Annotated in this window: 25 protein-coding genes and 2 pseudogenes; 19 read left to right on the top strand and 8 right to left on the bottom strand. The window is 47.3% G+C overall.

The features are described from left to right. Positions 1-3: 3 nt before the first annotated feature. The 3 genes and pseudogenes from BST99_RS11125 (at position 4) to BST99_RS11115 (ending at position 1693) form a co-directional block, all read left to right on the top strand. Positions 4-706 (top strand): annotated as a pseudogene (locus BST99_RS11125) (CoA transferase subunit A). After that, on the top strand, positions 703-1050 hold the full coding sequence (locus BST99_RS11120; protein ID WP_105001873.1) for a hypothetical protein: 348 nt from the start codon (positions 703-705) through the stop codon (positions 1048-1050). The pseudogene BST99_RS11125 and the gene BST99_RS11120 overlap by 4 nt, the downstream one beginning before the upstream one ends. Further along, the gene (locus tag BST99_RS11115; protein ID WP_105001872.1) at positions 1040-1693 is read left to right on the top strand and encodes a 3-oxoacid CoA-transferase subunit B; all 654 of its coding nucleotides are present in this window, start codon (positions 1040-1042) and stop codon (positions 1691-1693) included. Before BST99_RS11120 ends, BST99_RS11115 begins: the two co-directional genes overlap by 11 nt. Positions 1694-2012: 319 nt before the next feature. Here BST99_RS11115 and BST99_RS11110 read toward each other — a convergent pair whose 3' ends face one another. Genes BST99_RS11110 through BST99_RS11100 form a run of 3 tightly spaced genes read right to left on the bottom strand, consistent with a single transcriptional unit; the run spans position 2013 to position 5440 of the window. After that, on the bottom strand, positions 2013-2759 hold the full coding sequence (locus BST99_RS11110) for a succinate dehydrogenase/fumarate reductase iron-sulfur subunit (RefSeq protein ID WP_105001871.1): 747 nt from the start codon (positions 2757-2759) through the stop codon (positions 2013-2015). A 7-nt stretch (positions 2760-2766) separates the two neighbouring features. Continuing rightward, on the bottom strand, positions 2767-4770 hold the full coding sequence (locus tag BST99_RS11105; protein WP_105001870.1) for a fumarate reductase/succinate dehydrogenase flavoprotein subunit: 2004 nt from the start codon (positions 4768-4770) through the stop codon (positions 2767-2769). Between the two features lies 1 nt (position 4771). After that, positions 4772-5440, bottom strand: a complete 669-nt coding sequence (locus tag BST99_RS11100; protein WP_105001869.1) for a succinate dehydrogenase cytochrome b subunit — start codon at positions 5438-5440, stop codon at positions 4772-4774. 145 nt (positions 5441-5585) lie between these two features. Between BST99_RS11100 and BST99_RS11095 the strand changes: the two genes are divergently transcribed. Both BST99_RS11095 and BST99_RS11090 read left to right on the top strand, forming a co-directional pair. Next, entirely contained in the window at positions 5586-6479 is an 894-nt protein-coding gene (locus tag BST99_RS11095) for an ATP-grasp domain-containing protein (RefSeq protein WP_245916248.1), read from the top strand. Between the two features lie 3 nt (positions 6480-6482). Continuing rightward, positions 6483-7436 carry a succinylglutamate desuccinylase/aspartoacylase family protein gene (locus BST99_RS11090; protein WP_105001868.1) on the top strand — a complete coding sequence of 318 codons (954 nt, stop codon included), beginning with the start codon at positions 6483-6485 and terminating at the stop codon, positions 7434-7436. Here BST99_RS11090 and BST99_RS11085 read toward each other — a convergent pair. Together BST99_RS11085 and BST99_RS11080 are read right to left on the bottom strand one after the other, a co-directional pair. Further along, the gene (locus tag BST99_RS11085) at positions 7433-7831 is read right to left on the bottom strand and encodes a DUF2721 domain-containing protein (protein WP_105001867.1); all 399 of its coding nucleotides are present in this window, start codon (positions 7829-7831) and stop codon (positions 7433-7435) included. The two genes, BST99_RS11090 and BST99_RS11085, sit on opposite strands and share 4 nt — an antisense overlap. Beyond that, positions 7828-10689, bottom strand: a complete 2862-nt coding sequence (locus BST99_RS11080) for a WD40/YVTN/BNR-like repeat-containing protein (protein WP_105001866.1) — start codon at positions 10687-10689, stop codon at positions 7828-7830. The genes BST99_RS11085 and BST99_RS11080 overlap by 4 nt, the downstream gene beginning before the upstream one ends. Before the next feature lie 95 nt (positions 10690-10784). Here BST99_RS11080 and BST99_RS11075 point away from each other — a divergent pair, with 95 nt between their 5' ends. Both BST99_RS11075 and BST99_RS11070 read left to right on the top strand, forming a co-directional pair. Next, complete coding sequence (locus BST99_RS11075) at positions 10785-11114, top strand: hypothetical protein (RefSeq protein ID WP_105001865.1); 330 nt, start codon at positions 10785-10787, stop codon at positions 11112-11114. A 10-nt stretch (positions 11115-11124) separates the two neighbouring features. After that, a pseudogene (locus BST99_RS11070) lies at positions 11125-12416 on the top strand (aminopeptidase P family protein). Here BST99_RS11070 and brnQ read toward each other — a convergent pair. Further along, positions 12413-13702, bottom strand: a complete 1290-nt coding sequence (gene brnQ / locus BST99_RS11065; RefSeq protein WP_105001864.1) for a branched-chain amino acid transport system II carrier protein — start codon at positions 13700-13702, stop codon at positions 12413-12415. The pseudogene BST99_RS11070 and the gene brnQ sit on opposite strands and share 4 nt — an antisense overlap. 140 nt (positions 13703-13842) lie before the next feature. Here brnQ and BST99_RS11060 point away from each other — a divergent pair, with 140 nt between their 5' ends. Beyond that, positions 13843-14103 carry a hypothetical protein gene (locus BST99_RS11060; RefSeq protein WP_105001863.1) on the top strand — a complete coding sequence of 87 codons (261 nt, stop codon included), beginning with the start codon at positions 13843-13845 and terminating at the stop codon, positions 14101-14103. On the opposite strand, the gene thiL is transcribed toward BST99_RS11060, so the two are convergent. Next, positions 14100-15155: a thiamine-phosphate kinase gene (thiL, locus tag BST99_RS11055; RefSeq protein ID WP_105001862.1), complete on the bottom strand. Its 1056-nt coding sequence runs from the start codon at positions 15153-15155 to the stop codon at positions 14100-14102. The two genes, BST99_RS11060 and thiL, sit on opposite strands and share 4 nt — an antisense overlap. Before the next feature lie 60 nt (positions 15156-15215). On the opposite strand from thiL, the gene BST99_RS11050 reads away from it, so the two are divergent. From BST99_RS11050 to BST99_RS11000, 11 genes are all read left to right on the top strand, one after another. Continuing rightward, positions 15216-16535, top strand: a complete 1320-nt coding sequence (locus BST99_RS11050; RefSeq protein WP_245916247.1) for a choice-of-anchor B family protein — start codon at positions 15216-15218, stop codon at positions 16533-16535. A gap of 10 nt (positions 16536-16545) precedes the next feature. Beyond that, positions 16546-17883 carry a hypothetical protein gene (locus tag BST99_RS11045; RefSeq protein WP_105001860.1) on the top strand — a complete coding sequence of 446 codons (1338 nt, stop codon included), beginning with the start codon at positions 16546-16548 and terminating at the stop codon, positions 17881-17883. Between the two features lie 108 nt (positions 17884-17991). Further along, complete coding sequence (locus BST99_RS11040) at positions 17992-18321, top strand: HesB/IscA family protein (protein ID WP_105001859.1); 330 nt, start codon at positions 17992-17994, stop codon at positions 18319-18321. A gap of 41 nt (positions 18322-18362) precedes the next feature. Continuing rightward, entirely contained in the window at positions 18363-19808 is a 1446-nt protein-coding gene (sufB, locus tag BST99_RS11035) for a Fe-S cluster assembly protein SufB (protein ID WP_105001858.1), read from the top strand. Between the two features lie 44 nt (positions 19809-19852). Further along, positions 19853-20605 carry a Fe-S cluster assembly ATPase SufC gene (gene sufC, locus BST99_RS11030; protein WP_105001857.1) on the top strand — a complete coding sequence of 251 codons (753 nt, stop codon included), beginning with the start codon at positions 19853-19855 and terminating at the stop codon, positions 20603-20605. Further along, positions 20605-21915: a Fe-S cluster assembly protein SufD gene (gene sufD / locus BST99_RS11025; protein WP_105002500.1), complete on the top strand. Its 1311-nt coding sequence runs from the start codon at positions 20605-20607 to the stop codon at positions 21913-21915. The genes sufC and sufD overlap by 1 nt, the downstream gene beginning before the upstream one ends. Before the next feature lie 2 nt (positions 21916-21917). Beyond that, complete coding sequence (locus tag BST99_RS11020) at positions 21918-23141, top strand: aminotransferase class V-fold PLP-dependent enzyme (protein WP_105001856.1); 1224 nt, start codon at positions 21918-21920, stop codon at positions 23139-23141. A gap of 4 nt (positions 23142-23145) precedes the next feature. Further along, positions 23146-23571, top strand: a complete 426-nt coding sequence (locus BST99_RS11015) for a SufE family protein (protein ID WP_105001855.1) — start codon at positions 23146-23148, stop codon at positions 23569-23571. Position 23572: 1 nt separating this feature from the next. Beyond that, the gene (locus tag BST99_RS11010; protein WP_105001854.1) at positions 23573-23893 is read left to right on the top strand and encodes an iron-sulfur cluster assembly protein; all 321 of its coding nucleotides are present in this window, start codon (positions 23573-23575) and stop codon (positions 23891-23893) included. Beyond that, entirely contained in the window at positions 23893-24396 is a 504-nt protein-coding gene (locus BST99_RS11005) for a DUF2480 family protein (protein ID WP_105001853.1), read from the top strand. Before BST99_RS11010 ends, BST99_RS11005 begins: the two co-directional genes overlap by 1 nt. 60 nt (positions 24397-24456) lie before the next feature. Beyond that, complete coding sequence (locus BST99_RS11000) at positions 24457-25386, top strand: DUF3078 domain-containing protein (protein ID WP_105001852.1); 930 nt, start codon at positions 24457-24459, stop codon at positions 25384-25386. Here the strand turns inward: BST99_RS11000 and hflX are convergent. Beyond that, positions 25383-26612, bottom strand: a complete 1230-nt coding sequence (gene hflX / locus BST99_RS10995; RefSeq protein ID WP_105001851.1) for a GTPase HflX — start codon at positions 26610-26612, stop codon at positions 25383-25385. The two genes, BST99_RS11000 and hflX, sit on opposite strands and share 4 nt — an antisense overlap. Positions 26613-26626: the final 14 nt, after the last annotated feature.

The raw sequence follows: 26626 nt of genomic DNA, 5'->3' as shown, positions 1-26626 counted from the left end.
CTTATGATTACAAAAACCGTTCAGGATGCCCAATCGGCACTGGAGGGGGTAGAGGATGGAATGACCCTGATGCTGGGTGGATTCGGTCTTTGTGGAATCCCCGAGAACGCGATTGCCGAGTTGGTGCGACGAGGCACCAAAGACCTCACTTGTATTTCGAACAATGCCGGAGTCGATGACTTTGGTTTGGGCTTTTTGTTGCAAGGCAAGCAGATCAAGAAAATGATTTCTTCCTATGTGGCGAGAACGATGAGTTTGAGCGCCAAATGCTGAGCGGAGAACTGGAGGTGGAATTGACTCCTCAGGGTACCCTGGCCGAGAAATGTCGTGCGGCCCAATCGGGGATCCCCGGTTTTATACTCCCGCGGGTTATGGTACGGAAGTAGCCGAAGGAAAAGAAACCCGAGAGTTTGATGGTAAGATGCACGTACTGGAAGAGGCGTACAAGGCGGATTTTGCCTTTGTAAAAGCCTGGAAAGGAGACGAGGCCGGTAACTTGATCTTTCGAGGTACTGCAAGAAACTTCAATCCCTGTATGTGTGGGGCAGCCAAAGTAACCGTAGTCGAAGTCGAGCAACTGGTGCCCGTTGGCGGTTTGGATCCCAACAGTATTCACATCCCTGGAATTTTTGTCAACCGCATCTTCCAAGGCGAGAAATACGAGAAGCGTATCGAACAACGTACGACACGTAAAAAGGCTTTATGAGACTGGCTTTTACCTGCCGCAAATCTTATAAGCAATCGTTTATTGACGGCCATTATGCCAATCGTTTGATCGCGAAAAGTGAGTTAAAAAGGGAGGAAGTAGGAACGACTTGTGCTCATTGTGATCACCAGGAAAAAAAGCATCACAAAGATATTTATGCGGTTGCAGATTGGAGGATCCTACTTGCGGGAGGAGTTCTAGAACTTGTTTTGACAGGGGTGCTGATTTACTACCTGGGATTAATGTGGGCATTGACTTTTTCCTTGCCCATTTTAGTTTGGAAGCAGCAGAATGAAAAAGTACACCAATTTAATTTGAATCGAATCGAAAGACATGTTAGATAAAAACGGGATTGCTAAGCGCATCGCGCAAGAAGTTCAAGATGGCTTTTATGTGAACCTGGGGATAGGAATCCCTACCCTGGTAGCCAACTTCGTTCGCGACGATATTGAGGTCGAATTTCAAAGTGAGAACGGTGTTTTGGGGATGGGGCCTTTTCCTTACGAAGGGGAAGAAGATGCCGATATCATAAACGCTGGGAAGCAAACCATCACTACTCTTTCTGGAGCGAGCTTTTTCGACTCTGCTATAAGCTTTTCGATGATTCGTGGTAAGCATGTCCACTTGACTATTTTGGGCGCCATGGAGGTAGCTGAAAATGGTGATATCGCGAACTGGAAAATTCCAGGTAAGATGGTGAAAGGAATGGGCGGGGCCATGGACCTTGTAGCCTCCGCAGAAAACATCATTGTCGCGATGATGCACACCAATAAAAAAGGAGAATCTAAGCTCTTGAAGAAGTGCAGTTTACCATTGACTGGGGTGGGTTGCGTAAAGAAAGTTGTGACCAATATGGCAGTGCTGACTGTCGAAGAAGATGGTTTCCATCTGGTTGAGCGAGCCCCAGGTGTCAGTGTGGAAGACATTCAGGCCGCAACAGAAGGGCAATTACACATTCCGGACCAGGTGCCGGAAATGCAATTATAGAAGGTCTTTTCGCAACAATTATCAATGGATTGACAACATTTTTGTCAGTCTGTTCTCTCTCGATAATTATTTTTGAATTATTCAAATTTTATTTGGATATTACTCTTCTGTTAAAACCAACAAACCGATGACTACCGACTACAAACAACAAACTGCCTCGCAGGAGAATCTACCGATTCACAGAAACAGCTTTTACAGCGGAATTGTAAGTCTAATGAAAAAGCTATTTATGTTGTAGAAAACTCCTCTAAAAAATAAAAAAGTCCGCTAGCGGACTTTTATACCTGGACTTGAAGTCAGGAAGATGTTTTATTATTCCTTATCCCTTCACAGAAGCAAAGAGGTACTCGCGGTTCATTCGCGCGATGTTTTCTAAGGAGATTCCCTTAGGACATTCGATTTCACATGCACCGGTATTGGTGCAGTTTCCAAATCCTTCCAGGTCCATTTGCTTCACCATATTTTGAACACGCTCTGCAGCTTCTACTTGACCTTGCGGCAATAGGGCGAACTGAGAAACCTTGGCGGAGGTAAAGAGCATGGCGCTGGCGTTTTTACAAGCCGCTACACAAGCTCCACATCCAATACAGGTCGCTGCGTTAAAAGACTGGTCTGCCATTTCTTTCTCAACTGGGATGGCGTTAGCATCTACCGGATTACCAGAAGTACCCACAGAGATATAACCTCCTGCTTGTTGAATACGATCAAAAGCCGAACGGTCTACGATCAAATCTTTGATGACAGGGAAGGCTTTTGCTCTCCAGGGCTCAATGGTAATAGTATCGCCATTTTTGAAGCTGCGCATGTGCAGCTGGCATACCGTGATCTTGCGATCTGGTCCGTGTGGGCGACCATTGATTTGCAGTGAACAGGTACCACAAATACCTTCTCGGCAATCGTGATCAAATTCCACCGGTTCCTCTCCTTTTTCAATCAATCCTTCATTCAGGATGTCGAGCATTTCCAAGAACGACATGTCTTCATCGACATTGTCCAGGTTATACTTGACCATTTTTCCTTTACTCTTGGCGTCTTGTTGTCGCCAAATTTTAAGCGTCAATTTCATAGCAACATTATTTATAGGAACGGGTCTTAACCTCGATGTTTTCGTATACTAATTCTTCTTTGTGCAACTTGGATTCTCTGGGATTTCCAGTGTACTCCCAAGCAGCAGCGTATTTGAAGTTCTCGTCATCACGCAGTGCTTCTCCTTCTTCGGTCTGGTACTCCTCACGGAAGTGACCTCCACAGGATTCGTTGCGTTCCAAAGCATCCTTGGCAAACAGCTCTCCTAATTCAAGAAAGTCCGCCACACGGCCTGCTTTCTCCAGTTCTTGGTTCTTGCCGTCGGCCTTCCCCGTCACCTTTACATTCTGCCAGAAATCTTCGCGAAGTGCGGCGATTTCTTCCATGGCTTCCTGAAGTTCCTTGGCGTTACGGGACATACCACATTTGTTCCACATGATTTTCCCGAGCTTCTTGTGGTAGTAATCGACACTGTGCTGTCCACTGGCCGACATCAGCTTTTCGATACGCCCGCGAACGTTTTGTTCGGCGGCGTCGAATTCAGGCGTCTCTGTCGAAATAGGCCCGGTACGGATATCATCAGAAAGGTAGTCTCCAATGGTGTAGGGCAATACAAAGTAACCATCAGCCAATCCTTGCATCAAGGCACTAGCCCCGAGTCGGTTGGCGCCATGGTCACTGAAGTTGGCTTCTCCTGCTGCATAGCATCCAGGGATGGTGGTTTGCAGGTTGTAATCCACCCACAGACCTCCCATGGTGTAGTGAACGGCAGGGTATATTTTCATCGGTGTCTTATACGGGTTCTCATCCACGATCTTCTCGTACATCTGGAAGAGGTTTCCGTATTTGGCCTCGATAATTTCTTCTCCTAAACGGCGAACGGTTTTGTCGTCTGCGTTTTTCATTCCGCTGGTCATGGCTTTTTCGCGACCATAACGCATGATGGCGGAGCTGAAGTCCAGATAAACCGCTTCTCCGGTTTTGTTAACACCGAAACCGGCATCGCAACGCTCTTTAGCTGCACGAGAGGCAACATCTCGAGGAACGAGGTTACCAAAGGCAGGGTATCTTCTTTCGAGGTAGTAATCACGATCCTCCTCAGCCAGCTCGGTCGGCTTCAGTTTGCCTTCGCGAATGGCCTGGGCATCTTCCAGTTTTGCAGGAACCCAAATACGCCCATCATTTCTGAGAGACTCTGACATCAAGGTCAGTTTGGATTGGTGGTCTCCGGAAACCGGGATACAGGTCGGGTGTATTTGTGTAAAACAAGGGTTAGCAAAATAAGCGCCCTTTTTATGCGCTTTCCATGCGGCCATCACATTGGCTCCCATACAGTAGGTAGAAAGGAAGAAGAGGTTTCCGTAACCTCCAGTGGCCAAAACAACGGCGTGCGCAGAATGTCTTTCGATTTCTCCTGTCACCAGGTTACGAGCGATAATCCCTCGAGCCTTGCCGTCAACGAGTACGAGGTCGAGCATCTCGTGACGGGTGTAGGACTTAATTTTTCCTCTTTGGATCTGACGGTTCATCGCTGCATAAGCACCAAGAAGCAGTTGCTGGCCCGTCTGTCCTTTGGCGTAGAAGGTACGCGAAACGAGTACTCCTCCAAAAGAACGGTTGTCCAAAAGACCTCCATACTCACGGGCAAAAGGCACTCCTTGAGCGACACATTGGTCAATGATATTGGTCGATACTTCGGCCAGGCGGTGTACGTTGGCTTCTCTGGAGCGGTAGTCCCCTCCTTTGATGGTATCGTAAAAGAGGCGGTAGACACTGTCTCCATCTCCTTGGTAATTCTTGGCTGCGTTAACCCCACCCTGAGCCGCGATAGAGTGCGCTCGTCGAGGGGAATCTTGGTAGCAGAAGGTCTTGACATTGTAACCCAGTTCAGCCAGAGTAGCTGCTGCGGAACCACCTGCCAATCCGGTTCCAACGATGATGATATCGATGTTCCTTTTGTTGGCGGGGTTGACCAGGTCAATGGTGTTTTTATGCTTCGTCCACTTTTCGGCTAGAGGTCCTGAAGGGACTTTGGAATCTAATGTACTCATACTAGTGCGCTAAGTGATTTAAGTGATGATAGAGGGCGATAAATGCAAAACCACCAGGAATTACAATGGCGTAAAACTTGGCGAATTTCACCAAGGCAGGCGTGTACTTGTTGTTGATTCCCATACTCTGAAAAGAGGAGGCGAATCCGTGCCACAGGTGCAAGGCTAATAAGAAGAAACTGATCATATAGATGACCGTTCTCCACATCGGGACGAATTTGGCAACCGTCTCTTCGTAATAGCGCGCAGGATCTTCCGGGAGGGCATCGACATATTTGTAGGTCATCTCATGAACCCAAAAGTCATAGAAGTGCAAGGCGAGAAAAGCCAAAACAACTCCTCCACTCAACAACATATTGCGCGATACCCAAGGAGCATTCGCGCTTCCTTTGTACTGCACATAGCCTTTCCCTCTTGCTGCTCTGTTCTGGGCTTCCAAAATGAACCCCATGACAAAGTGAACAATGACCCCTGCGATCAAGATGGGTTGTGCAACGTATTGCACAAGTGGATTGTACCCCATGAAGTGCGACCACTGATTAAATAATTCTGGATCGATTACCGAGCTCAAGTTGATGGAAAAATGCAACAACAAAAAAGAGACTAGGAAGAGGCCTGAAAGCGCCATAACTACCTTCCGAAGAATGGAAGATTTAAGCATTCCGCTCATAAAATTCTGTTTTTTACAAAATTAGGGCACGGCTCGTTTTTTAACAAGAAATCCATTGCGTAAGGCGGGCTGTTTAGAATCAGTTTAAATACTTATGCGGATGGATGAGAAAGAAGTGGCATTTTTGTGCGAACTTTCCCATCAAATGATACAAGTTGCCATCTTATCGAAGAGCGGAGGAGGTTATTCTACACGCCGATTACTCGAAGAAGCCGAAATCCTCGGGCTCTATGCCGAACAAATTGACCACAGTCTGTGTTCCGTTCGCCTCAGCTCAGATGGATCGGAACTCTTCTTAAGAGAAGAATCCATCAGCGGCGAATTTCAAGCGGTGATTCCCCGAATTGGTAGTGGTGTTACCCGGCATGGTGCGGCTATTGTCAAGCAATTCGAAATTGAAGGGGCTTTCAGTGTCGCCCGTTCGCTCGGTATTATTCGGGCGAGGAACAAAGTCCGAACTATGCAACTCTTTGCCAAGGAAGGGCTGCCCATTCCCGAAACCCTGTTTTCGATCAATCCGGAGAGTCTTTCGGCCCAAATTGAACTCCTTGGGGGGCCACCGGTAATCATTAAAATGCAGGAAGGAACCCATGGAACCGGGGTGATCCTGGCCGAATCGCTGGCTTCCGCTAAATCGATGTGCGATACCCTCTACCGTCTGGGTACGCCCATCTTATTACAACGTTATATCGAGGAAGCCAAGGGGGAAGATATTCGCGTGATTGTGGTAGATCAACAAGTGGTTGCTTCCATGAAACGCAAAGGCGCTTTGGGAGAATTCAGAGCCAACATTCATCGTGGAGGATTGGGTGAAGCCGTACAACTGACCAAGAAAGAAAAGGCTATTGCTCTGCAAGCAACCAAGCTTTTGGGGCTTGGAGTGGCTGGGGTTGATCTGATTCGATCCAAGAATGGTCCTCTTCTTATCGAGGTGAATGCTTCCCCGGGTTTGCAGGGAATTGAATCGGCAACAGGGGTAAATGTAGCCAAGGCCATTATGGAGTATGCTTTAAGAGGTAGTGGGCGAAAAAGAAGATAGGGGATGAAGAGAATTGTCATAGACGACCAAAAGAGTAAGTCGGGGAAAACCAGCCGCATGCAATTAGCGATAGCCCAATTGCCGACAGGCACTTTGATTGAAGTTCAAGTGAATGTGATTCAATCCAAAGCAGAAGGCCCTGTTGTTTTGGTTCAGGGTGGTCTGCACGGAGACGAAATTAACGGGATAGAAATTGTTCGGCGCCTGCGCAGCATGCTCAATGATCAAATCGTCACGGGCACCCTGGTTCTGGTTCCTGTTCTCAACGTCTTTGGGTTTATTCACTTCTCGAGAGAAGTGCCGGATGGGAAGGACGTCAATAGGAGTTTTCCGGGGAGTGTACGCGGGTCTTTGGCCAGCCGAATTGCTGCCCGATACAGTCAACAGCTTTTGCCACAGATCGACTGGGCCGTGGATTTACATACCGGAGGAGCGCAGCGCTTTAACTATCCGCAAATTCGATATAGCACCGGAGATCAGGCCAGCGCGCAGTTAGCAGTAGACTTTAATGCGCCCTTTACGCTGGAATCGGGTTTGATCAAAGGATCATTCCGCAAGCATCTTCACCGCTTAAAGAAGCCTGTCATCGTCTATGAGGCGGGTGAATCCATGCGCTTTGATGAGCACTGTATTCAGACGGGAGTCAACGGGGTTTTGCGCTTGCTGAAAAAACACAAGATGCTCAGCAAAGACATCTCTGTTCCCAAGGCGAAAAAGAAATCGGTTCTTCTGAGCGATTCTGTTTGGCTTCGCTCACCAGCATCAGGCATGTTTTTACCGGCTGTAGAAAACGGCAGTTGGGTCGAAGAAGGCCAAGTGATCGGTTCGGTGGTCAATACCTTCCAAACCAAAGGCAAGGAAGTGAAGGCCCCCCATACAGGGCCGGTATTTTCCGTCAACCACCAAGCGGTAATCAGCCGAGGAGATGCCTTGTTTCATCTCGGAAAAGAAGCTTAATCGTCCGATTGATCCATGTTCTCGAGTTGGATGCGCAAGGCCCGAGTCGATAGCTGTACTTCAATCAAAGAGAGGGACAAGGAGATCATTAAACTGATCAGACTTATACCAAAAATGACCTTGGCCCACACAATGGCCTCCACGTAAATCAGAAACATGGTCACGGCTGCCAGCAAGAAGCTCAAAATAGCCGTGGCTTGCATTTGCTTGATAATTCCCAGCCTCTTTTTTAAGGAATCGATTTGCCTTTTAAGCGGCAGGGAGGAGGTTTGCATGTACTGTCCGTGAAGCTGCCGAATCAAGGCTGCCAGAGCCAAATAACGCGCGTTGTAGGCCAACATCGTCAAAGAGATGGCCGGGAACAAGAGGGCCGGAATGGTGAGGTCTAATTTCACTTGATTTTGAGCTCAGCGGTCGAACTTGCCTTTCCTTGAATTAGCTTGACGGTATAGTCGCCTTTGGGTAGGTAACGCAGGCCGTTCTTGGCCTCGTCTACTTCATCACCCTTGGCTTTTCGCCAGTTCTTGTAACCGCTTTCGCTGAATGTAAGCGCGTAGTTGAAGACATTGTAACCCTTGTCAGTGTCCAATTTGTCTTCGTATACCAAACTTCCGTTTTCTGCGGTTACCTGCAGTTGTACACTTTGCGGTGCAGAAGAGAAGTACATCATAGCAGAAGAGGGTTCAAAGGCTTTGCCCCATTGACTCCAACTGTTCCCCCAGTTACGGGAAAAACGCACTGATTCAGGGGCAAACAAGTGAACGGATTTTCCGTTTGTTTTCCCGTGTTTTTGCAAGGAAGCAATCGGCAGGCGATAAATGCTGCGCCCGTGGGTTCCCACGACCAAATCGGCCGCTTCTTCTTGGATGACCAAATCGTGAACGGCTACGGCCGGCAGCCCATTACTCATTTGGTTCCAGCTTTTACCACCGTCCAGACTGCCGAAAAGTCCAATGTCTGTTCCAACAAACAGCAGGTCTTCGTTGACCGGATCTTCGACCAATGCATTGACCGAACCTAGAGGAAGTCCTTGGTGGATGGCCGTCCAGCTTTTTCCGTAATTATCACTGCGGTACACATGGGCAGCAAAGTCATCCCAGCGGTATCCGTTGACGGTAACATAAACGCGCTCGGGTTTGTGTTTGGAAGCCGTAACCTCGCTGATCCAGTATTCCTTGGGAAGCCCCGCCGAAATATCCTGCCAGCTGTAACCGCCATCAGGACTGGTGTAAACTTTTCCGTCGTCACTTCCGGTATACAAACGACCAAAAACAAATGGCGATTCGCTGATGGTGGTCAGGGTACCGTAAGCCACGTTTCCTTTGCGACCCCCTCGGGTGAGGTCTTCTGAAATTGTCGTCCAGCTGTCTCCGCGGTCCAGGGAACGGTGTAGTTTGTTTCCACCAAAGTAGACTACATCCGGGTTGTGCTTGGACAAGCGAATGGGGGTCTGCCAGTTAAAACGGTAAGGCGATTCACCCAGTTCGTGCTTGATTTGAAGCCGCTTCCGTTTGCCGTTTTCTAGATTTAAACGGAAGTAATTTCCAAACTGAAAGCCCGTGAATACGATGTTGGAATTGCGGGGGTCGATTTCGACCTGCATTCCATCACCTCCCATGATCGAGGTCCAAGGATTCTGCCCGCTTTGATGCCAGCGAGAATCTTCTCTGGCCGTGTGGGATGCCTTCCAGACACCATTGTCTTGGAGGCCTCCGTAAACATTGTAAGGAGATTCGTTGTCGACATTGATGGCGTAGAACTGACCAACTGAGGGAGAATTGTTCTTCATCCAGTGGTCTCCGTTGGTGTAACTGATGTTAATACCCCCGTCGTTTCCATTGATAAGGTGACCGCTTTGCTTGGGGTTAATCCAGAGAGCATGGTGGTCTGCGTGTACATTTTCTTTACTGATGGAATAGTAGGTTTTTCCGCCGTCGTCAGAGGCGATCAGAGGAACCCCGGCGAGATAGATACGCTCCTTATTTTGCGGATCAACACGAACCTGAGCGAAATAATATCCATAGCTGTAGAACAGATCGTCGATGAAGTCTTGGTGTGTTTTATACCAACTCATTCCGCCATCATCAGATCGGTACACCTCGGCGCCAATGACAGGAGTGTCAAATAAGAGTGAATTGGCGTCTTCCAGATAACTGACGAGATCTGCCGGTTGAACACTGCCCTCACGGACCATTTGCTTGACATTGGCTGCTCGGTACTTCTCCTGAAAGCCATTGTTTTTGAGGAAGTCGTTGAGTTCCTTGTCTTCCAATTTCAAAAAGTTGCTTTTACTCATGGAGCGGAAATCCTCTTTGACCAGGCCTTCTTTTTTGTTCTTTTTCTTGTCGGCCGGTCGGCGGAATTGGTTGTCGACTACCGCATATAGGGTTCGGGCATCGTAAACGGCTAGACCGATCCGTCCGACTCCTTCTCCTGTAGGGAAGCCACTATCGGGTTTACTAATGCGCTCCCAAGTTTGTCCGGCATTGGTACTCTTGTAGATAGAAGATCCATTTCCGTTTCCGCTAAAATTCCAGGCCTTGCGGTCTTTTTCCCAAGTTGCGGCGTAAAGCACCTGGAAGTTGCCCGGTTCCATGGCCAGGTCAATGACCCCACTTTCGTTGCTGACAAAAAGGCTTTGGGTCCAGTTTTTACCTCCATTAGTAGATCGGAAAATCCCGCGCTCTTTGTTTGGTGAGTACAAGTGTCCCATTACCCCAACGACCAATTCGTCAGGATTCTCTGGGTTCAAAACAATTCGACCAATGTGGTGGGCGTCCGGGAGTCCTCTAAACTCCCAGCTTTCGCCTCCATCATCGGAACGAAGGAGCCCCATACCGGCATAAGAGGAACGGGAGGAGTTGTTTTCTCCAGTACCGACCCAGATGACGTTGTTTTTCCAGTCCACGGCAATGTCGCCAATGTTTTGGGTAGGGGCATTGTCCATCACCGGATCAAAGGAAATTCCATTGTCCTTGGTCAACCATAACCCACCTGAGGCATAGGCAACGTAAAACTCAGTCGGACGCTCAGGATTTACAGCTATATCGACTACACGACCGCTCATGACGGAAGGGCCGATTAACTGAAGTTCCATGTTTTTTAGTAGGGAAGTGTTGTGGCGAAAATCCCGATTCTGGTTGGCTTCTAGCCATTCCAGTGCGGGTGTTGAAGTTGGAAAATTGTCGTTGGCGTTTTGGGCAGTACCCAGGGCGAAACTTAAGCAGATTGCCACGAATAGGAAGGTTCTCATGTTATTGTCGGGTTTAGGCAAAGTCCAGCTTTGCCAAAAGCAGCCTGAAGATAAGCATTAGAATCTATATATTGAGGGAACCAAACCGGCCAATTATGGAATCTCAAAGCGCTCTCGCCCTGATGTTATTTGCAGGATTACTGGGCTCCGGACTCTTTAGTCTTTTGATCAAAAGAGGGTCCTATGGTTTTCTTGGAAATGCCCTGTTGGGTGTTTTGGGTGCTTTTTTTGAAAGCCGTCAGGGTTATTTGGCGAACTGGGCTTTTCTGCAGCAATGGCAAGCCGAATACCTCTCTACCATTACCCCTACAGGTGAATTATGGGCAGGGGTTTGGCCCGGTTTTTTCGCTGGAGCCTGTTTTTTTCTGATTTTTGGGGTTTTCAAAGCGATATTTTACCGCCCAGCGGTAGTCTTGGACGACTAAACCCACATCCATGAAATACGATTCCCTTCCAGCCTCTCTCTTTATCAAGAACAGAGCGAAGTTTATGCAGCAGATGCAAGCCAAAAGCTTGGCTGCCTTCAATTCAAATGATGTTTACCCCATTGGTGCAGATGGGACTATGCCTTTTGAGCAAGAGCGTAACTTGTTTTACCTCAGCGGAGTAGACCAAGAAGAAACCATTTTGCTGCTCTTTCCTGACGCCCTGGACCCCAAGCACAGAGCCGTTTTGTTTGTCAGAGAAACCAATGAACATATTGCGGTCTGGGAAGGGGCTAAACTCGATAAAAGTAAGGCCACGGCTGTCTCCGGAATCGAAACCGTTTACTGGCTCAGTGATTTTGACCGGATTTTTTTGATTTGATGGGAGAGGCTGAAACCGTCTATCTCAATACCAACGAGCACTACCGTCAGGCGGTCGAAACCCAAACCAGGGAAGACCGTTTTATAGAAAAAGTCAAACGAGAGTTTCCGGCCCATAAGGTGGCCAAAAGCTTTCCGATTTTAGAGGATATCCGGGGAGTAAAGGAACCGGAAGAAATTGACTTACTGCAAAAGGCCTGTGATATAACAGCCCAAGGGTTTAACCGGGTACTGCAGTTTGTTCGACCCGGGGTATGGGAGTACGAAATTGAAGCTGAATACCTGCATGAATTTATCCGCAACAAGTCAAAAGGCTTCGCGTATACGCCCATTATTGCATCCGGTAATAACGCCAATGTGCTCCACTACATCGAAAACAACAAGGAGTGTAAAGCCGGAGACCTCATCCTGATGGATGTAGGTGCCGAATACGCCAATTACTCCAGTGATATGACGCGAACCATCCCAGTTTCGGGCCGCTTTAGTCCGCGTCAAAAAGCCGTTTACGACGCGGTGAATCGGGTCAAGGACAAAGCAACTGCGCTATTAACACCCGGTGTCCTCTGGAAGGAGTACCACAAAGAAGTCGGATTGATCATGACCGACGAATTGATTGGTTTGGGACTACTTGACAAGGCCGATGTACAGAACCAATCTCCGGAGCATCCGGCCTACAAGAAGTACTTTATGCACGGGACAAGTCACCATTTGGGATTGAATACCCACGATTATGGGGTATTAAAAACCCCGATGAAGGAGGGGATGGTGTTTACGGTTGAACCCGGGATTTACATTCCTGATGAAGGATTCGGAATTCGCTTGGAAGACGATGTGGTCATTCAGCAGGATGCAGCCCCTTTGAATTTGATGGGTCATATTCCGATAATCTCGGAAGAGATTGAAGACTTGATGAACGCTTAGCCTTCTTCAGATACGCCTTTTTTTCTGGTCAAAATCGAACTTAGGCCAAAAGCGACTGCAGCTGGAATAAACCAGCCTAGGCTGTAGGCCTGTAAGGGAATCTTGCTGGTCATAGACTCTGACAAGGGATAACCCACAGAGCCCAGGAAGTCTGGAAGGCTGAACAGCATGGTCGTTCCCACAACTATACGGAAAATCGTTCGAGAGGTCCAGCTTTTAGGGAGTACATTCAGGAGGATCAAAACAATGGTTACCGGATAAACCAACATCAGTGCCGGAACGGCTACCGCGATGATGAAGTCGACACGCCACTGACCCACCAAAACTCCAATAACACAGGCGACGAAGGCTGTAATGCGGTATGCTCGTTGGGAGTTGCCTAGTTGTTCTTTAATAAAGTCAGACGTTCCCGTAATGATTCCTACGGCTGTAGTGAAGCAGGCCAAGGATACCATCAGGCTTAAGATCCATTGGGCTGTGGCCCCTAAATTTTGTCGGGTAATGCCAATGAGTAAATCGGCACGACTGATCTCTTGCGGGAAAAAGGGAGTGGATTTGGCTCCAGCCAAAATCAGTCCGATGTATACGGTGAGCAAGCCCAGTCCGGCCAGAAATCCAGCTCTTGCGATCAGTTTTTGTTTTTCTGCTAAGTCGTATTGCGGAAATTTGAGGTTGACCGAAATAATAATCACCCCACCGACAACTACAGAGCCAATAGCATCAAAGGTTTGATAGCCTTCCAAAAGACCCTTAGAAAGGGTATCTGCCTGAGGGGTGTGGTCGACTGGCCAATCCAAATTAAAAATGACAGCCCCGATGAGGGTAAAGAGAAGTAACAAGAGTGCAGGAGTCAGGATTTTGCCCAACCAGTCCAGGATTTTACTGCGAAACCAGACGCAGGCGAATACCAAACCAAAGTAAATCGTGGCAAAGACCCAACTGGGCATTTCGAATAAGGGGGCAATTCCCATTTCATAGCTGACGGAAGCTGTTCTCGGTGAGGGCAGACTAATCGAAATACTGTAGATGACCAGGCAGTACAAAAGACTGTAACTGCCGGAAACCGGTTTAGCTAAATCGTAGAGACTTCCCTGCAGACGGGAGTGGGCCACTATACCCAATACAGGAATAAAAACGGCTGATAGACAGAAGCCTAAAGCAACGGCTGTCCAGCTTGCGCCGGCTTCTAGACCCAAAAGAGGCGGAAGAATGAGATTTCCTGCACCAAAAAAGAGCGAAAAAAGAGCGAAGGCAAGTAGCCATGTCGATTTTTTTGTACGAATCACAGATTAGGCTTGATCGGAGGAACCGAAATTACTAATTTAAAAGTGCGCTTGAAGGGTTGAGCGATTTTAAACGACTTTTTTCGCTTTTCGCCGATCCAGAAAGTTAAAACCAAACCCCAAAAGAGTAAACAACAACCTACATGAAAAAGAGACCCATTGGACAAGGAAGTAAAATAAAGGGCGCCCTCTGTGCGGTGCTCGGACATGAGTATAAGGTATCCAGAGAAATCACGGATCACATCAAGGAATACACCTGCATGCATTGCCAGAAACAGGTATGTGCCGATGTAAATGGCCAGCTAACCCAATTGACTTCCGAAAAGATCGAAATCAATAACACCCTTCGTGCTATTCACTTTAAGCGCAAGTCTCGCCGCCAATCTTCGGCTGAATTTTACTAGTCTTCTTGGTTAAAGGCGTTCCAGCCTTGAGCCTGTAAAGGAAAGAGTTCCCCCGATCTTGTCACCAGTTGAGCCCCTCGGGAGGCCTCGGTCATGTGCCCAATCACGGTAAGGTTGGGATTCCCTTTAATTTTTGGAAAATCTTCTTGTTTGATGGTGAAGAGTAATTCGTAATCCTCTCCGCCGTTAAGCGCCACTGTTGTGGGATCCATCTTGAATTCTTCTGACGTAGAGATCACCGTGGGATCAATTGGGATTTTTTCTTCATACAACTGACAGCCCAATTGACTGTTCTGACAGAGGTGTATAACTTCAGAAGAAAGCCCGTCACTGATATCGATCATTGCTGTTGGCTGGACCTCAAGTTTTTCGAGAAGTTCCACAATGTCGAGTCGTGCCTCCGGCTTGAGTTGCCTTTCGACCAGGTAGTGGTAGGGTTCTAAATCAGGCTGGTGTTGAGGATTCACCTGAAACACCTGTTTCTCTCTTTCTAAAACCTGCAGACCCAGATAAGCGCCGCCCAAATCTCCACTGACCACGAGTAATTCGTTGTCAGCGGCCTTGCTCCGGTAGGTGGTTTTTTCTTTTTCTGCTTCCCCCAAAACAGTAACACTGATAATCATCCCCTTGTTGGAAGAAGTAGTATCTCCTCCGACGAGGTCTACTTTGTAGTGGGCACAGGCTTTAGCAAAGCCATCATAAAAATGCTCCAAAGCTTCCAGGGTGAATCGGTTGGAAACAGCCAGCGAAAGGGTCAGCTGTGTCGGCCGGCCATTCATGGCGCAGATGTCCGAAATATTAACCACGGCGGATTTGTAGCCCAGGTGTGTGAGAGGCATATACCCCAAATCAAAATGCACTCCTTCCACCAGCATATCGGTGCTGATTAGGCCGTGCTCTTTTTGGAAATGAATAACGGCTGCGTCGTCTCCAATTCCGACCAGGCTTCCTGGATTCTGTAATTCAAAACCTTTGGTAAGGTGCTCGATAAGGGCGAATTCGCCAAGTGTTGATACTGCTGTACTTTGCCGGTCTTTGTTTTCCCATTCCATGGCGCAAATTTAACTCAGCCATATTAAATCGTATCTTTCTTTTTTGAATCAATTAAAAAGATGAAAACACTAATCCATAAGCCCATTTGGGCCCTTTCTTTTCTTTGTCTTGCCACTTGTTTGTTTTTAGCGAGTTGCGGTTCTGATTCGGACTATATGTCCCCTGTAACCGGAGGGGGAACAGGTGGTGGGGGTAACTATGGCGGTGGCACTGGTAGCGGTGGCACTGACGGGGGCGGAACTGGAGGAAATACTTCAGGGAGTGCACCCTGCGAAAACGGTAGTGCAGGCGGGTTTCCTTGTATGGGGATTGACCTGGTTGATCGAGTGACACTGCAAGAAATGTCATCTGGTGAAGCCAATGATGTGTGGGGATGGGTGGATCCCATGGATGGTGCGGAGTACGCCTTGGTTGGTCTGCAGAACGGAACAGGCTTTGTCCGTCTGGATGCTGAAGGCCAGGGAACCTACCTGGGAAAATTGCCAACGGCTACGCAAAACAGCATCTGGCGCGATATTAAAGTGTATGGAAATCATGCCTTTATTGTCGCTGAAGCAAGCAATCACGGGATGCAGATCTTTGATTTAACCCGTCTTCGTGGGCAGACTTCTGCGTCCACCTATGACGCGGATGCCGTATACAATGGTATCGGAAATGCCCACAATGTGGTCATCAATGAAGATATTGGTTACGCTTATCCTGTTGGGACGGATAGGAATGACACCTACCAGGGAGGAGTGCACTTTGTCGATGTTTCTAACCCGGAGTCCCCCAGTCCTGGAGGAGGTTACGGAGGAAGTGGTTATACCCACGATGCCCAGGTAATCACCTACAACGGACCAGATCAGGTGTACCTCGGTCGTGAAATATTTGTCGGAGCTAACGAAAACGAAGTGGTATTCGTCGACATAACCGACAAAAGCAATCCTCAATTTATCAGTTCGGTCACCTATGCGGATATTGGCTACACCCACCAAGGTTGGTTTACAGAAGACCACCGTTTCTTTTTGTTGGGAGATGAATTGGATGAGACAGGACCGACGGGCTATCGTTCCCGCACCATCGTCTTCAATGTGAGCAATCTGGACAACCCTGTGAACCACTACGAGTACCAAGGACCCACCAATGCAATTGACCACAACGGTTATGTCTTGGGAGACAAATTCTACCTGGCCAATTACACAGCAGGTGTGCGCATCATCGACATCAGTAATATCGCCCAGCGGAGCATGACAGAGCTGGCCTATTTTGACACCCATCCCACTTCAGACAATGCTCAATTCAATGGGGTGTGGAGTGTGTATCCGTATCTGCCCAGTGGTTTTATTTTGGTGAATGACATTGAGCAAGGACTCTTCATTTTAAAAGAGAGCAATTAGAATATTCGCGATGAAAAAGAGAAATGTACTAATCGGTTTAAAAACTGTATTAGCAGGTATGCTCTTGCTTAGCAGCTGCAATCCTGCAATTGACGACGCTCCTTTGCTCAATCAGGGTGAATTGATGCTCGTCCAAAGAATAGGAGGTTCAGGGGATGATACTCCTCGGTCTATTATTGAAACCCAGGACGGAGGCTACGCCATTCTGGGCTTTACCAACAGCACCGATGGAGACATCCAGGATAAGGACCTCGCTGTAAACGATTACTGGATTTTAAAGTACAATCGGTACGGTGCTTTGCAGTGGAATCGAACCATTGGGGGCAGTGGCGATGACCGTGGTCAAAGTCTTGTTCAAACGTCGGACGGCGGATATGCTTTGGTGGGATATGCCATGAGCTCCGATGGCGATGGAAGCCGCAACGAAGGTTTTCACGACAATTGGATCGTCCGTCTGGATTCGGCGGGTAATATTTTGTGGGAAAAGAGTTTTGGTTTTGCCGGCCACGACCATTCGTACCAGGTGATTGAAACCCAGGATGGCGGTTTGTTTTTTGCTGGTTTTTTAGACGTGACCCTCTCCGGTGGCCAGGGCAATGATGGGCTGTTTCGTCACGGGGTAGGCGAGTTTTGGGGCACCAAATTGGATGCCGCTGGCAATTTGGTTTGGCGCCGTTACTTTGGAGGAACGAGTAATGACCGTTCTTATGCCGTTACCGAAACTGTAGACGGAAATCTGGTTTTAGTGGGGGCTTCTGAAAGTGACGACTTTGACATCAGTAACCCCAAGGGGAGCTATGATGTCTGGGCCGTTAAAGTCGGTCCTACCGGGGACTTTGTTTGGGAAAAATCCTTTGGAGGCAGCGGTATTGATCACGGATACGGAGTCATTGCGGCCCGCGATGGTGGCGTCTACATCGCCGGAGACACCAATAGTGATGATCAAGATATCGGCCGTGCCATTGGAGTAACCGATGCTTGGCTGCTCAAGTTGGATGCTGATGGAAATATGGAATGGGAACAGACCTATGGAGGTTCTGATTTTGATTCCGTGCTGAGCATTAAATCTTGTCATAACGGAGATCTGCTTTTGATTGGAAATACGAAAAGTTCCGATGCGGTCGGGGTGAATATCGCAGGAGAAAATGACTTATGGCTGCTGCGCTGTAATCCAAGTGGACAGGTCATTTGGCAAAAGAACTTTGGTGGAGCCGACATCGACTTTGGTTTTGACGCGGTAGAGATGCGTGATGGGCGTATTTTATGGGTGGGCGAAACCCGCTCCAACGACTTGCTGGACTTGCCGTCAAAGGGAGGTGGTGATCTCCTTCTTCTCGAGCTTCATTAAGGCAATCGTTTTTCTCGATTTCTTTATTTGTTATCTAAATGTTAGTGTGGCTGTTATTCCGCGACTTATGGGCTATATTTGCAAAATAGTTCAAGCGGTTAGCGTCTTATGATACAAGTCTCAGAATCAGCCCGAAAAAAAGTATTGACCCTTATGGAAGAAGAAGGGTTCAATACGGATACCGACTTCGTCCGTGTAGGGGTAAAAAGCGGAGGATGTAGCGGTTTGTCTTATGATTTAACTTTTGATGCTCAAGTCGCCGATAATGATCAGGTTTTTGAAGACAACGATGTGCGCATTGTTGTTGACAAAAAGAGCTTTCTCTACCTGGTTGGAACGGTACTGGAGTATTCCGGAGGTCTAAACGGAAAAGGATTTGTTTTTAACAATCCCAACGCACAACGAACATGTGGATGCGGTGAAAGCTTCTCGCTCTAACCGCTATGCAGGCACACTGAATTTCCACCAAAAAACAAAAAATGGCTTATACAGAAGAAGAGTTAAAGAAAGAGCTCGAATCCAAAGAATATGCCTACGGATTTTACACGGATATTGAGTCCGAAACCTTTCCGAAAGGATTGAACGAAGATATCGTTCGAGCCATCAGCAAGAAAAAGGAAGAGCCGGAGTGGATGACCGAATGGCGTCTGGAGGCTTTCCGTAACTGGCAGGAGATGGTTGAGCCGGAATGGCCAAACGTGGAGTACACCAAGCCTGATTTTCAGGATATTTCTTACTATTCAGCACCGAATAAAAAGCCCAAGTACGACAGCTTGGACGAGGTGGATCCTGAATTGTTGGAGACCTTCAAAAAATTGGGTATTTCTCTGGAAGAACAGAAAAGGCTGGCCGGGGTTGCTGTAGACATCGTGATGGATTCAGTTTCAGTTGCGACGACTTTTAAAAAGACCTTGGCCGAGAAGGGTATTATTTTCTGTTCCATTTCTGAAGCCATTCAGGAACACCCTGAGTTGGTCCGTAAATACATCGGATCGGTGGTTCCGCCAAAAGATAATTTTTACGCTGCTTTGAATTCCGCCGTATTCTCGGACGGAAGTTTCTGTTATATCCCAAAGGGTGTTCGCTGTCCGATGGAGCTTTCGACTTATTTCCGAATCAACCAGGCGGGAACAGGTCAGTTCGAACGCACACTCGTGGTTGCCGATGAAGGGAGTTACGTGAGTTACTTGGAAGGCTGTACCGCCCCTTCAAGAGACGAGAATCAGTTGCACGCCGCCGTCGTTGAACTCATTGCCATGGACGAAGCGGAGATAAAATACTCAACGGTACAAAATTGGTTCCCTGGCGATAAAGAAGGAAAAGGAGGTGTGTACAACTTCGTAACCAAACGTGGTCTGTGCGAGAAAAGAGCCAAGATTTCGTGGACTCAAGTAGAAACTGGTTCGGCCGTCACCTGGAAGTATCCTTCCTGTGTTTTGAAGGGGGATTACAGTATCGGAGAATTTTACTCCATTGCGGTGACCAATAACCACCAGCAAGCCGATACGGGTACCAAAATGATCCACCTAGGGAAGAACACCCGAAGTACCATTATTTCGAAAGGTATCTCGGCCGGGCACTCCCAGAACAGCTACCGAGGATTGGTGCAAATCAATTCGCGAGCAGAAAATGCAAGAAACTTTTCGCAGTGTGATTCCCTCTTAATGGGGAATCTCTGCGGAGCACACACTTTCCCTTATATCGAAGCCAAGAACAGCTCGGCACAAATCGAGCACGAGGCGACGACCAGTAAAATTGGTGAGGACCAAATTTTCTACTGCAACCAAAGGGGAATCGATACTGAAAAAGCGATTGCTCTAATCGTCAATGGATTCAGCAAAGAAGTACTGAACAAATTGCCGATGGAATTCGCTGTGGAAGCACAAAAATTATTAGAAATCAGTTTGGAGGGCTCAGTGGGATAATCCCGGGGACATTCTATTAAACACTATTTGAATTAAAACGAATCATGTTAAAAGTATCTAATCTAGTTGCAGGAATAGAAGAAAGTACCATCCTCAATGGAATTGACCTCGAGGTGAATGCCGGTGAAGTACACGCCATCATGGGACCGAACGGTTCCGGTAAGAGTACCCTGGCCTCCGTGATTGCTGGTAAAGAAGAATACGAAGTAACTTCTGGAAAAATGGAGCTTTTAGGAGAAGACCTGGAAGGTTTGTCTCCGGAAGAACGCGCCCACATGGGGGTATTTCTTTCCTTTCAATATCCTGTTGAAATTCCAGGAGTCACCGTAACCAATTTTATGAGAACGGCCCTGAACGAAACCCGTAAAGCACGAGGTTTGGAAGAGATGCCGGCGAACGAGATGTTGAAGCTCATTCGCGAGAAAGCCGAATTGCTCGAGATCGATCGAAAGTTCTTGTCTCGATCCCTGAACGAAGGCTTTTCTGGTGGAGAGAAGAAAAGAAACGAGATCTTCCAAATGGCGATGATGGAACCCAAATTGGCCATCTTGGACGAAACGGATTCTGGATTGGATATCGATGCTCTGCGCATTGTGGCCGAAGGGGTGAACAAATTGAGAAGCAAAGACAACGCCATCATCGTGATTACCCACTACCAGCGTTTGTTGGATTATATCGTTCCAGATTATGTGCACGTATTGCACCAAGGAAAGATTGTAAAATCAGGAACCAAAGAGCTCGCTCTTGAATTGGAAGACAAAGGATACGATTGGTTGAAACAGAAAACTACCGTCTAATGGATTTAAAGGAAAAAATCGTTTCCTCTTTTTTGGCCTTTGAGGATTCTGTGGACCTGGACAGTTCAGTTCACGAGTTGAGGTCTGAGGCTATTAAAAAATTTGAGGACCACGGCTTTCCGACAAAAAAGGAAGAAGCCTGGAAATACACATCACTAAATGCCTTGCAAAAGGTTGATTTTAGTTTGTTTCCTAAGGAAGGTGCCTTGGATTACAAAGAGGTGAAGTCTTACTTCTTGCACGAAATTGACAGTTACAAGATTGTCTTCATCGACGGGGTCTACAGTTCGTATTTGTCGGAGACAACGCATGAGGGCATGGATATCTGCCTAATGAGTGCGGCTTTGACCAAGCCGACCTACAAGGCAGTCATTGACAACTACTTCAACAAGGCGGTAAAGGATGATTCTATGACCCATTTGAATACGGCTTTTTCTAAAGAAGGCGCCTACATCTACATTCCCAAAGGAAAAGCGCCGCACAAGCCTATTCAGATCATGCACTTCAGTACAGGTAGTGAGGCTGCTCAAATGTTACAGCCACGCAATCTGATTGTCTTGGAAGAGGGTGCGGAAGCTCAGATTATCGAGAGACACCAAAACCTCACCAAGAATGAGGTTTTCACCAATGTAGTTACGGAGATCTTTGTCGCTGAACGTGCTAATCTGGATTATTACAAGGTGCAGAATGACCGCGACAATGCCTCCTTGGTAGACAACACCTATATCGATCAAAAAAGCAACAGTGTAGCCAGTGTTCACACCTTTTCTTTCGGAGGAAAATTGGTCCGCAACAACCTGAACTTTTATCAGGACGGATCTCGCATTGATTCGGTTTTGAAGGGGATCACCTTGTTGGGTGAAAAGCAACACGTAGACCACTACACCTTAGTGCACCACGCACAACCGAATTGCGAAAGCCACCAGGATTACAAAGGCATTTACGCTGACCATTCCACCGGAGTGTTTAACGGGAAAATCATTGTGGATCAAATCGCCCAGAAAACCAATGCGTTCCAGCAAAACAACAACATCCTCATCAGCGACAAGGCCACGGTAAACACCAAGCCTCAGCTCGAAATTTTTGCGGATGATGTGCGCTGTTCCCACGGTTGTACTATTGGGCAACTCGATGAGGATGCACTTTTCTATTTGCAATCCCGAGGAGTACCCAAGAAGGAAGCGACTGCGCTTTTGATGTATGCTTTTGCCAACAACGTCTTGGAGAGTGTTAGACTGGATGCTTTAAAAAATCGAATCAACGGAATAATTGCAGATAAACTAGGAGTAGAACTGGGATTTGATGTTTAAAAATGCTGAAGAAAGAAGAAGTAGAAAACATTAGAGCGGATTTCCCAATCCTCTCGGAGCAGGTGAAAGGCCAACCCCTGCTTTACTTAGATAATGCGGCGACCTCACAGACACCCACGGCTGTAATCGACACCATCGTTGATTACTACTCCCGGTACAACGCGAATATTCACCGTGGGGTACACCATTTATCGCAAACGGCTACCGATGCTTTTGAAGAGGCCAGAGCCACTTTACAGGAGCATTTTGGGGTCGATAAGCCTCACCAGATTATTTTTACATCGGGGACCACGCACAGCATTAATATTGTGGCTTCCGGGATGTCTGCCCTGCTGAAATCCGGGGATGAAATTCTGGTATCGGCCATGGAGCACCATTCCAATATTGTACCCTGGCAAATGCTCTGCGAAAAGACCGGAGCTGTGCTCAAGGTAATTCCGATGAATGAAGCTGGAGAATTGGATTTAAAGGCTTACAGCGCTCTCTTGAACGAAAGAACCAAGATGGTTTTCTTCAATCATATTTCGAATGCTTTGGGGACTGTGAATCCCGTTGCCCAAATGGTGGAGATGGCCCACAGAGTAGGTGCTGCTGTTTTGGTGGATGGAGCCCAGGCCGCCCCTCACCTGGTCGTAAATTTGAAGGAGCTTGGAGTCGATTTTTACACTGCTTCGGCCCATAAGATGTGCGGACCTACAGGAATAGGGATGCTTTATGGGAAGGAAGAATGGCTCCTTAAATTACCTCCTTATCAAGGAGGGGGTGAGATGATTGCTGAGGTGACCTTTGATAAAACGACTTACGCTGATTTACCTCATAAATTCGAAGCGGGGACACCTAATGTCTGTGGTGGAATTGCTTTTGGGGCTGCCGTAAAGTATATGAACTCGATTGGTTTAGACAAAATAGGAGCCTACGAAGAAGAGCTTACTCGTTATGCCAGTGAGAAGCTGCTCGAGATACCGGGGCTGAAGATCTACGGAACGGCCGAAAACAAGACCTCTGTCATTTCGTTTAATGTCGAAGGGCTGCATCCTTATGATATTGGGAGTTTACTGGACCAAATGGGCATTGCTGTTCGTACCGGTCATCACTGTGCTCAGCCCATCATGGATTTTTATCGGATTCCGGGTACGGTTCGAGCGAGCTTTAGTTTTTACAACACCTATGAAGAGGCTGACCGCCTGGTCGCCGGAGTTCAACGGGCCGTAAACATGCTACAATAATCGTATGAAAGCTATATCCGACATCCAAGAAGAGATCATTGATGAGTTCATGCTGTTTGAAGACTGGATGCAGCGCTATGAATACATCATTGATTTGGGTAAATCTTTGCCCCTGATTGACGAGGCACACAAGACCGAAAACAATCTGATCAAAGGCTGCCAGAGCAAGGTATGGGTTCATGCCGATATGGAGGAAGACAAGCTGCATTTTACCGCTGACAGTGAAGCCATTTTAACCAAAGGCATCATCGCCATACTGATTCGTGTCTTTAGTGGCCAGCCCCCTCAAGCCATTGTTGACGCCAGCACCGATTTTATTGATCAAATCGGTTTAAAAGAACATTTATCCGCCACCCGCGCCAATGGTTTGGTCAGTATGATCAAGCAAATGAAGTTGTACGCTGTGGCTTTCCAATCTCAAAGGCAGTAACATGAGTGAACCCAATACCGCTGAACTGGGCGATAAAATTGTCCGTGTTCTCAAGACTATTTATGATCCCGAAATCCCGGTTGATATATACGAATTGGGCCTGATCTACGACGTTTTTGTGAACGAGGAGCAGGAAGTCAAAATCCTGATGACCTTGACCTCTCCCAACTGTCCAGTGGCAGAAACCCTTCCGGTGGAAGTAGAAGAAAAGGTCAAATCCATTGATGAGGTGAGCGACGCTATTGTCGAAATCACCTTTGACCCGCCCTGGACCCAGGAATTAATGAGTGAAGAGGCTAAGCTCGAACTTGGGATGCTCTAATGAAAGAAGAAATTGTAAATAGGGTAGCCAATAGTGCTCTGATGACCTTTGACTTGGAAGATCACTTTCCGGAAGGCCAACGGGCCGAAATTGACTTGTCCCAGTGGTTGCATGCAGGACTTATTCTAAGAGAAAAAGAGTTTCGTGCGGCCCTAAAGTCGATCGACTGGTCCATCTACAAAGATCAATACATCGCCTTGTACTGTAGCACGGATGCCATTATACCTGCTTGGGGCTACACTTTGGTCTGTTCCTCCCTATTGCCTTTTGCGAAAAAAGTAGTTCTTGGGTGCGAAGAAGATTTAAATTCCTCCCTCTATCAAGACATTCTCAATGCCCTTGATTACAGCGCCTATCAAGACAAGGCCGTCATCTTGAAGGGGTGCTCAGAAAAGGCTGTTCCTCTCGCCGCCTACCTAATGGCCATGGAAAAACTACAGGCCGTTGCAAAAAAAGTAATGTACGGTGAATCTTGTTCCGCTGTTCCCCTTTTTAAGCGTTAAGGTTGTCCGAAGAGTGACTTCCGTGTACTTTTGTGAAGAATAAACACTATTTATTACAAGATGAAAAAAATGATTCTGTGGGCCTTGGTTGCCCTACCGTTGGGGGTTTTCGCCCAAGAGACAGAAGAGGAGTTAAAGGCTAAACTCGCTTCTAAAAAGGACTCCATTGCCCAAATTCAGGGAAGAGCAAATGCCCTACAGGCACAAATTGATGCCCTTCCTGGCTGGAAAGTAGGTGCTTTTGGAACCATCGGAACCAACATTTCGAGTTTTAATAACTGGTTCGCACAAGGCATTCCAAACAACAATTCCGGTAACATCGGCTTTACAGTAAATGCGTACGCTAATCAAAAGGAAGAGAAATTCTTTTGGAGAAACTCAGCCAACATCAACCTGAACTGGGTGAAATTGGATGACCGTGATGACGATACGGACAACTCCGGTTTCAGACAAGCGACAGACGTTTTTAACCTCAGCTCCCTTTATGGCCGTAAGTTGAGCGATAAATGGGCTGTATCTGGATTAGGAGAATACAGAACGACGATCTTGAGTAACTTCAACGATCCGGGTTATTTGGATTTGGGTGTGGGTGCTACCTGGACTCCGATCAATGACTTAGTCGTGGTGATTCACCCTTTGAACTACAACTTTGTGTTTAGTAAGGATGACACCATTTTCAACTCTTCCTTGGGTGCCAAAATTGTGGCGGATTACACGAAGCAGATTGGCGCGGTGAACTTCAAATCTAACCTTTCCATGTTCAACAGCTACGAAAGCAGTGATTTAAGCAACTGGACGTGGATCAACTCCTTCTCTTACACGCTCTGGAAGGTGATTGGTGTTGGGTTCGATTTTGGTTTGAGAAATAACCGTCAGGAAGCCTTGAACTACCAGGTCAATACCTTGGGTAACACCGATATTACTTTCGATAATCTCGACAACGAATTGCAGACCTACTGGACTTTGGGTCTGAGTTACTCCATCAATTAAGACAGCTCTTCGGAGCCGTATTCATCCAGATTTTCTGGATACAAGAAATTGTTATACGGGAAGCGCGTGATGTGTATGTCGCGCACTTCCTTGTATACTCTTTTTCGGAAGACTTCCAGATTTTCTTTTTCAGTTGCCGAGATAAAAAGGGCCCGATTTCCCAGGCGAGAGAACCAGGTTTTTTGCCATTCTTCCAAAGTGAAATGACGGGCTTCTCGTTCGGTGATGAGATCATCTTCATCGAGAGGTTCAGGATGGTACTGATCAATTTTATTAAATACGGTGATGCTGCGCTTATCCATGCAGCCGATTTCTTCCAGAATTTTGTTGACCGAGGCAATGTGCTCTTCAAAGTTGGGGTGCGAAATATCCACCACGTGAAGAAGAAGATCAGCCTCTCTCACCTCGTCCAGGGTACTTTTAAAGCTCTCTACGAGCTGTGTAGGTAGCTTTCTGATAAATCCTACCGTGTCGCTTAAAAGAAACGGAAGATTACCTAGAACGACCTTACGAACAGTTGTATCGAGGGTAGCGAAGAGTTTGTTTTCGGCAAAGACCTGACTCTTGCTGACTACATTCATCAAGGTCGATTTTCCCACATTGGTGTAACCGACCAGAGCGACACGGACCAACGCACCGCGATTCCCGCGTTGTACACCCATTTGCCGGTCTATTTTGAGAAGCTTTTTCTTGAGTAAGGCGATTCGATCCCGCACAATACGCCGGTCGGTTTCAATCTCGGTTTCACCGGGTCCCCGCATTCCAATACCCCCGCGTTGGCGTTCCAAGTGAGTCCAGAGACCCGTTAAGCGGGGCAGTAAATATTCGTATTGGGCGAGTTCTACTTGGGTTCGTGCATAACTGGTCTGCGCTCTTTGAGCGAAAATATCAAGAATCAAACCGGTCCGGTCCAGAATCTTGCACTTCAGTAATTTTTCAATGGTGTTTTGTTGGGCAGGACTGAGCTCATCGTCAAAAATGACGGAACCGATTTCATGCTCTTTCACGAATTCCTGAACCCCCTCCATTTTACCGCTACCAATATAGGTTTTGGCATTGGGTTTCTCTACGCGTTGGACAAATCGCTTTAGCACTTCTCCGCCCGCTGTTTGGGTAAGAAACTCCAGCTCATCCAGGTATTCCGTGACTTTTTGCTCGTTCTGACGCGAATTGATCACTCCGATCAACACGGTCTTTTCATAGGTTCTTTCTTTCTGCTCAAGCATAAATCAATAAATTG

Origin of the sequence: Aureicoccus marinus (assembly GCF_002954325.1) — a bacterium.
Lineage (GTDB): Bacteria > Bacteroidota > Bacteroidia > Flavobacteriales > Flavobacteriaceae > Aureicoccus > Aureicoccus marinus.
The sequence above is the reverse complement of the archived record's forward strand: the minus strand, read 5'-3'. Positions and strand labels throughout refer to the sequence as shown.

Bases quoted from the DNA above. Each gene is read 5' to 3' on its own strand.
- BST99_RS11120 (WP_105001873.1), top strand. From the start codon at position 703: ATGAGACTGGCTTTTACCTGCCGCAAATCTTATAAGCAATCGTTTATT.
- BST99_RS11115 (WP_105001872.1), top strand. From the start codon at position 1,040: ATGTTAGATAAAAACGGGATTGCTAAGCGCATCGCGCAAGAAGTTCAA.
- BST99_RS11110 (WP_105001871.1), bottom strand. From the start codon at position 2,759: ATGAAATTGACGCTTAAAATTTGGCGACAACAAGACGCCAAGAGTAAA.
- BST99_RS11105 (WP_105001870.1), bottom strand. From the start codon at position 4,770: ATGAGTACATTAGATTCCAAAGTCCCTTCAGGACCTCTAGCCGAAAAG.
- BST99_RS11100 (WP_105001869.1), bottom strand. From the start codon at position 5,440: ATGAGCGGAATGCTTAAATCTTCCATTCTTCGGAAGGTAGTTATGGCG.
- BST99_RS11095 (WP_245916248.1), top strand. From the start codon at position 5,586: ATGATACAAGTTGCCATCTTATCGAAGAGCGGAGGAGGTTATTCTACA.
- BST99_RS11090 (WP_105001868.1), top strand. From the start codon at position 6,483: ATGAAGAGAATTGTCATAGACGACCAAAAGAGTAAGTCGGGGAAAACC.
- BST99_RS11080 (WP_105001866.1), bottom strand. From the start codon at position 10,689: ATGAGAACCTTCCTATTCGTGGCAATCTGCTTAAGTTTCGCCCTGGGT.
- BST99_RS11075 (WP_105001865.1), top strand. From the start codon at position 10,785: ATGGAATCTCAAAGCGCTCTCGCCCTGATGTTATTTGCAGGATTACTG.
- BST99_RS11060 (WP_105001863.1), top strand. From the start codon at position 13,843: ATGAAAAAGAGACCCATTGGACAAGGAAGTAAAATAAAGGGCGCCCTC.
- thiL (WP_105001862.1), bottom strand. From the start codon at position 15,155: ATGGAATGGGAAAACAAAGACCGGCAAAGTACAGCAGTATCAACACTT.
- BST99_RS11050 (WP_245916247.1), top strand. From the start codon at position 15,216: ATGAAAACACTAATCCATAAGCCCATTTGGGCCCTTTCTTTTCTTTGT.
- BST99_RS11045 (WP_105001860.1), top strand. From the start codon at position 16,546: ATGAAAAAGAGAAATGTACTAATCGGTTTAAAAACTGTATTAGCAGGT.
- BST99_RS11040 (WP_105001859.1), top strand. From the start codon at position 17,992: ATGATACAAGTCTCAGAATCAGCCCGAAAAAAAGTATTGACCCTTATG.
- sufB (WP_105001858.1), top strand. From the start codon at position 18,363: ATGGCTTATACAGAAGAAGAGTTAAAGAAAGAGCTCGAATCCAAAGAA.
- sufC (WP_105001857.1), top strand. From the start codon at position 19,853: ATGTTAAAAGTATCTAATCTAGTTGCAGGAATAGAAGAAAGTACCATC.
- sufD (WP_105002500.1), top strand. From the start codon at position 20,605: ATGGATTTAAAGGAAAAAATCGTTTCCTCTTTTTTGGCCTTTGAGGAT.
- BST99_RS11020 (WP_105001856.1), top strand. From the start codon at position 21,918: ATGCTGAAGAAAGAAGAAGTAGAAAACATTAGAGCGGATTTCCCAATC.
- BST99_RS11015 (WP_105001855.1), top strand. From the start codon at position 23,146: ATGAAAGCTATATCCGACATCCAAGAAGAGATCATTGATGAGTTCATG.
- BST99_RS11010 (WP_105001854.1), top strand. From the start codon at position 23,573: ATGAGTGAACCCAATACCGCTGAACTGGGCGATAAAATTGTCCGTGTT.
- BST99_RS11005 (WP_105001853.1), top strand. From the start codon at position 23,893: ATGAAAGAAGAAATTGTAAATAGGGTAGCCAATAGTGCTCTGATGACC.
- BST99_RS11000 (WP_105001852.1), top strand. From the start codon at position 24,457: ATGAAAAAAATGATTCTGTGGGCCTTGGTTGCCCTACCGTTGGGGGTT.
- hflX (WP_105001851.1), bottom strand. From the start codon at position 26,612: ATGCTTGAGCAGAAAGAAAGAACCTATGAAAAGACCGTGTTGATCGGA.